Source organism: Methylobacterium sp. R2-1 (assembly GCF_014191355.1).
GTDB lineage: Bacteria > Pseudomonadota > Alphaproteobacteria > Rhizobiales > Beijerinckiaceae > Methylobacterium.
On the sequence record NZ_JACHWM010000020.1, the window covers coordinates 95,288 to 101,287 of the forward strand.

The window sequence follows — 6,000 nt, forward strand, 5'->3', positions numbered from 1 at the left end:
CGCCGCGAGGTGAGCGAGTCCGAGCCCATCGACGACCTCGGAAGAAGCCGTTCTCCAGCCTGGGTGGCCTCCTGTCTTGGCGTGTCACTAATGGACCAATTGACGAACTCTCTCAGCCCGTAAGGGCTTGCAGGCTGGTGTTGATCTCGCCGACACCCTGGGCAGCCGTCTGCATGCTGGACGAAATCTCCTGAGTGACGGCGCTTTGCTCCTCGACCGCAGATGCCACTCCGGTCACCGTCCCTCGAACCGACCCGATCGCCTGCACGATCGACAACAGGGCCCCAGCTACCTCTTCCGCTATCTCCTGCATCCCAGTGATATCCTGCGCGATCCGGCTCGTCGCCTGCGTCACCTGGTTCGACAAATTCTTCACTTCACCGGCAACCACGGCAAAACCGCGCCCGGCTTCCCCTGCCCGCGCCGCCTCAATCGTCGCATTGAGGGCCAGAAGATTGATCTGCTGACCAACACCTTGGATGAGTTGGACGACACCGTTCATTGATGCGGCGGCCTCCTTTAGCTTCGCTGTTGAGCGATCCGCCACGACGGTCTGATCGTGGATTGCATCCACCTCGGAGCGCGAGCGAGCCAAGCTCTGGGCAATCTCGCCAATCGAAGCACTGAGTTCCTCCGCCGCGGAGGCGACGGTCTGCACGTTCATCAGTGTCTGGCCTGAGGCACCGGTCGCAGCGTGCTGAGCCGCCGTTTTGGCAGTGATGTCAGTGGCGTACTTCACGACCTTGAACGGCTTACCATCCGCATCGAAGATCGGATTATAGCTCGCTTGGATCCAGACGGGTCGCCCACCCTTGCCGACGCGTTTGAACACGCCCGCTTGATACTCACCGCGCCGAAGCGCCTCCCATAGCTGCAGGTAATCCGCTGACTGAGCGTGAGACGGCTCGACAAAGGTCCGATGGTGCTGGCCACGGACCTCGTCCAGTCGGTAGCCAACGACGCCTAAGAAGTTCTCGTTGGCGTCGAGGATCGTGCCGTCCATGTCGAAGTGGATGACGCCCTGCGACCGGTTAATGGCCGCGATCTGCCCTGCCACGTCAGCCCGGTGCAGCTTGTCCTGAGTGATGTCAGTCGCGAACTTCACGACCTTGTAGGGCTTGCCTTGGCTGTTGCGAACCGGATTGTAGATGGCCTGCAGCCACACCTCCCGTCCGCCCTTGCCGAAGCGCTTGTACTCGGCGCGCTGGAACTCACCACGCGTCAACGCTGCCCAGAAGTCGCGGTAGGCTTGGCTTTCACGCTCTGCTGGAGCGACAAACAGGCTGTGGTGCCGGCCTTGGATCTCTTCCAAGCTGTAGCCGACGGTGTTGAGGAAGTTGGGGTTGGCCGTGAGGATGGTGCCGTCCAACGCGAACTCGATCGTGGCCCGCGAGCAGCTGATGGCTTGGAGAACCGCCGCCTGATCGGCGCTCCGCTGCTGCTGTACGGTGACATCCATCGAGAACTGGCTGATTTTAGTCGTCCGACCGGCACGGCCGAGCACGGGGCAGTAGCTCACCTGCAACCAGAGCTCGACGCCCTGTTTGGTGAGGTGCCGCGAGCAGGCCGTACGGCATTCACCCCTAATAACGGCCGCCCAGAGTTCCTGCTGTTCATCGCTCCTCGCCTCTTGTGGATCCAAAAGAGCGTCGAGTGAGCGGCCACGAACCTCGTCGAGCGTATAGCCGAGTAATCTAAGATAGGGGTCGTTGGCGCTCAACACCACGCCGGCCGGCGTCAGCTCCACCACGCCATGAGCACGACCTACAGCGTGCAGCACGGCATGATCGCCGCGAAAGAACAGCGACATGCATCCACCCTAGAAGCGGCATTTTTCGGTTGGACCACGCCCTTTTGGAGGACGGGGGCGCCGCACTGCCGCCAGGCGGTCTGCCGTTGCCCAAGATGGGCAATCAGGCCCTAAAGAGTTATTAATCCCGCAATTCACCTCCGCATAAAACTAATATCTTATAAGTTGCACACCCGGAGCGGCCGAGTCATGTCCCAAAAACACAACCCTTCGCGCTTCTAAGGTCATCTTGATCTTTGTTATCGTCTGGTGGCTGCTCGGTCGTCTGCCGTCATCCGCCTCGACACGCTTGATCGTATTTGGCGACAGACCTGCTTGCAGGGCGAGCTCGTCAATTGACCAGTTCAGCAGTGCTCGGGCAGCGCGAACCTGCACACCAGTAATGATAACTGACTCCGCAGAGGTGCGCTTGACTTCAGCAGGATCCAAGCAGCTTCGATCTTGACCGGACGCGAGGCTTCGCAACCAGATTTCGTCCACAACAACGCGCGCCATGCGAGCCAACATCTGCGCATCTTCTTGGCTGAAGGCACGAGGCTGTCTGTCGATAATACAAAGTGAGCCGACTCTTGTTTCTGGCGCGACTGTCAGAGGCGCACCGGCATAAAAGCGGATAAACGGCTCGCCGGTCACAAGAGGATTCGTGGAAAAATCAGCATGGGCGCGTGCATCGGGAACGATGAACACGCTATCGTGTAAGATCGTGTAGTTACAAAACGCCTGCTCTCGCGGTGTCCCCGGGACCTCCAAGCCACACTTAGCCTTGAACCATTGCCGCTCCTCATCGAGCAGTGAAATGATCGCGATCGGGACGCCGAAGATCGTCTGAGCCAGCTGAGCGATCCGGTCGAAGGCCGGATCAGGTGGCGTGTCGAGCAGCTGCAGGCGATGCAACGCGGCAAGCCGCCGGCTCTCGTTCTGCCTGGGCGGCAAAGGCGACGTAAGTGCTGCCATGGTCATCGTTTGCGAAGCCGGTCCGTATTGATGCGCGGATCTGCGTCAAAGCCGCAGCGCAGAACGGAGAATGGATACAATTAGGCGCGGAAACGATGTCCCTTCGCCAACCAGTGGTGCGGCCTTTCTAGATTGAGAACCCGGACCGTGTGACGACAGGACTGCATGGCAGCGTTGCGGAGCGCCGCACTCCGCCTCCCCTTCGTAGGAAATAGACCTCTCCACGCAAATCAGAGTCAACTCCCTTTGCCGAGGGTGACTGCCGATCCGTGCCTCGAGCTGGCACTACCAGCGGGGGGCGGACCTTTGATTCATCATGCCCCAGAGGTCACTACAGGGCCCGATCGGCTCACCGCGCCTCCGGAGTGCGATCTCCACGGCTTCCAGTCTTTGTGATCAGACAGCACTATGAAGTCGCGAAATGTGATCAGTTCAGCGTCGAGCAGCACCAAAGCATCGTCACGGCTTTTGACCAGCTCAGCATTCATGGGCGCTGCTCCTGCGGAACCAGCGGTCGGAAACCGTAGCAGCGATCGGTGCTCTCGGCGCGGCTTCTATCGTCTTGTGGAACGGCCCCCGTTTTCTCGCACGCGGTGATGTGTCTTTTCCACGTCGGAGAATACCATCATGGACATCACCGCGGTCCAACGCAGTTCACTCGTGTGCGAATACGACCTCGGACCCTCGGGAACGGACGGCGACACCGGAACGCGGACGGTCTTTGAGGCTCCCCGCCGGTCGATGGCGCGCGGCATCATCGGCCATCAATGGGTTTCGGGTCTCGACACGCATGGGGGCGGGAGCCGGAACTGCACCTCTCGTCGTGGAGATTGCTTCGTCAAAGAAGCACGCTCCTCGGCCGCCTCATGAACCCATGCCACAGTCATCGAGTTTGATTAGGCCTGGGCGAAGATCCGGCCTGAAACTGACGCCGTTGTTGAAAGTGAGCCGATGGCCCGGAAGCGTCACCGCCCCACCGTCGAAAGCCTGATCGAGGTGGTCGGACGGCTCGGCCTCGCGCCGAACGCCGTCGATCTTGAGGCTCTGCGCACCCACCTCGAACTGCCGGAATTCGGAGCGGAGGTCGAGGACGAGCGCGTGGCGCGCGCTCTGCGAGAGATGCGGGCGGCGCGGGCTTTCGCGGAGACCGGCATCCCGGCCCTCAAGCGCACGGTCCCCGTCCTCAGGGCCGCGGTGGCCAAGGACCATGGCATTCGCTGGAGCGCCCGCATCAGCATCCCGCTGCTTGAGGCCGGTCGCATGGACCTGCGCATCGACGCGGCGCCGGACCCGATCAGCGCCGAAATCCTCAGCGGAATGGCGTCCCGGAACGATCCCACGCACCGTCTGGATGAGCTGCGCGCCGCCGTGGCGGAGATGACGGTGCGGACGAGCCGCGACCTGCGCAAACCGGTCGACCGACTCAGAGGTCAGATCCTCGCCGATCTGCGCGAGGTGGGCGCCGACGCGGCCGCCTATCTCGAGCATATGGACCGCTCGCTGCGCTCCCGCCCGTTCAGCCTCAATCCTAGGCTCGCTCGCTCCCTCACGGACGCGCTGACACCGGTTCGTCAGCGGGCCAAGGCAGTAGCGCGCGAGGGCTCGCGCCTGCGGCGCCTTCGGGATCAAGTCGGGTTCGGCGCCTATATTGAGAAATTCGCCGCGGCGCGCCGGCTGAACCGCCGCATCCTGTTCCACATGGGGCTGACCAATTCCGGCAAGACCTATGCGGCCCTGCAGGCGCTGAGCGCAGCGCCCACCGGTGCTTATCTCGCTCCGCTGCGTCTCCTGGCACTGGAAAACTACGAGGGTCTGCGCGAGCGCGGCCTGCGCGCCGGAATGGTCACCGGTGAGGAAGTGCTGGGAGAGACCGATCCGACGCACACCGCCCGAACGATCGAGACGGCCGACCTGACTCGGCCGATCGACGTCGCGGTCATCGACGAGATCCAGATGCTCTCGGACCCGGATCGCGGCTGGGCCTGGACGAATGCCTTGTTCGGTGTCCCCGCCAAGACCGTTATCGTCTGCGGATCGGACGATGCTCTGTCCTATGTGCGCCGCGCCGCCGAGGCGGCGAACGAGTCGCTGGAGGTGCTCACCTTCGAGCGCAAGTCGCCGCTCGTGCTTCTGGACGAGCCCGTTCCGCTGGAGAAGGTCGAGCCGGGCGATGCCGTCGTCGCCTTCTCTCGCCGCGCCGTGCACGAGAATCGTGAGATCCTGGTCGCTCGCGGACACCGGGTCGCGACGATCTACGGCGCCCTGTCGCCGGAGGTCCGCCGCGCCGAGGCGGCGCGCTTCCGATCGGGCGAAGCCAATGTCCTCGTGACCACCGATGCCATCGGCATGGGGCTCAATCTGGGGCCGCTGAAGCGGATCGTCTTCTCGGCCGTGTGCAAGTGGGACGGCGTCGAGGAGCGCGCGCTCACCAATTCCGAGATCCGGCAGATCGCTGGCCGGGCCGGGCGTTACGGCCACCACGACGTCGGCTACGTGGCAGCAACCGAGGCAACCGCCATCGAGCCGATCCGAGCAGCTTTGGCCGGAGCTCCCACGGCGCCGGCCGCCGATACGCGCTTCTACGTGCGTCCGGACTTGACCGCGATCCGCTCGGTGGCCGAGGAGATGCGGACGCCCAGCCTCTACGAGGTGATGACGCATTTCGCGCGGGCGACCTTCTATGCCGGTTCGCCGTTCCAGCCATCGGCTCTGGAAGAGGTTCTGGAGATCGCGCGCACCATCGACCGGGCGCGTCTCCCGATCGAGGAAAAATTCGTCTTCTCGGTCTGCCCGATCAATCGGCGCGACGAGATTGCCATGGGTATGCTGGAGCGGTGGAGTCAGGTTCGCGCGACCGGCGTGACGGTGCCTGCCCTGAGAGCCAGCCTCGCCGGCGAACTCGATTACCAGGAGCGAACCGTGAAACTCGCCAGCGCCTATCTGTGGCTGTCACGGCGCTTCCCCGAGACGTTCGACGATGTCGAGGCGATCCGGCAGATGCGAGCGCGCGCAAACGACGCGATCGAGCATCATTTACGGCAGACCGCGACCCGCAAGGCGGAGCGTCGAACGCGGCGCACCGTCGGAGCATGGTGAGGGTGCCGCGCAGCTCCGCACGGTCGATGCAGCCCTGAGGCACGCGCCCCCTCCCCTTTCGGGTCGCCGGGGTGCGTGGCGGGTGGGGCCTGCCGGTCCGTCGTGGTGTGATCGGCGTGGAACGGCATGAAGCCCGCGGA

4 protein-coding genes are annotated in these 6,000 nt (G+C 63.3%); 1 reads left to right on the forward strand and 3 read right to left on the reverse strand.

What is annotated here, in order from left to right; translation table 11 throughout:
* Positions 1-112: 112 nt before the first annotated feature.
* The 3 genes from FHU13_RS24095 to FHU13_RS24105 all read right to left on the reverse strand — a co-directional run bounded on the left by FHU13_RS24095 (position 113) and on the right by FHU13_RS24105 (position 3,252).
* The gene (locus FHU13_RS24095) at positions 113-1,810 is read right to left on the reverse strand and encodes a PAS domain-containing methyl-accepting chemotaxis protein (RefSeq protein ID WP_183438363.1); all 1,698 of its coding nucleotides are present in this window, start codon (positions 1,808-1,810) and stop codon (positions 113-115) included.
* 150 nt (positions 1,811-1,960) lie between these two features.
* The gene (locus FHU13_RS24100; protein ID WP_246714839.1) at positions 1,961-2,764 is read right to left on the reverse strand and encodes a GAF domain-containing protein; all 804 of its coding nucleotides are present in this window, start codon (positions 2,762-2,764) and stop codon (positions 1,961-1,963) included.
* A 314-nt stretch (positions 2,765-3,078) separates the two neighbouring features.
* Positions 3,079-3,252, reverse strand: a complete 174-nt coding sequence (locus FHU13_RS24105; protein WP_183438364.1) for a hypothetical protein — start codon at positions 3,250-3,252, stop codon at positions 3,079-3,081.
* 463 nt (positions 3,253-3,715) lie between these two features.
* On the opposite strand from FHU13_RS24105, the gene FHU13_RS24110 reads away from it, so the two are divergent.
* Positions 3,716-5,860: a helicase-related protein gene (locus tag FHU13_RS24110; protein ID WP_183438365.1), complete on the forward strand. Its 2,145-nt coding sequence runs from the start codon at positions 3,716-3,718 to the stop codon at positions 5,858-5,860.
* Positions 5,861-6,000: the final 140 nt, after the last annotated feature.

Bases quoted from the DNA above. Each gene is read 5' to 3' on its own strand.
- FHU13_RS24095 (WP_183438363.1), bottom strand. From the start codon at position 1,810: ATGTCGCTGTTCTTTCGCGGCGATCATGCCGTGCTGCACGCTGTAGGT.
- FHU13_RS24100 (WP_246714839.1), bottom strand. From the start codon at position 2,764: ATGGCAGCACTTACGTCGCCTTTGCCGCCCAGGCAGAACGAGAGCCGG.
- FHU13_RS24105 (WP_183438364.1), bottom strand. From the start codon at position 3,252: ATGAATGCTGAGCTGGTCAAAAGCCGTGACGATGCTTTGGTGCTGCTC.
- FHU13_RS24110 (WP_183438365.1), top strand. From the start codon at position 3,716: ATGGCCCGGAAGCGTCACCGCCCCACCGTCGAAAGCCTGATCGAGGTG.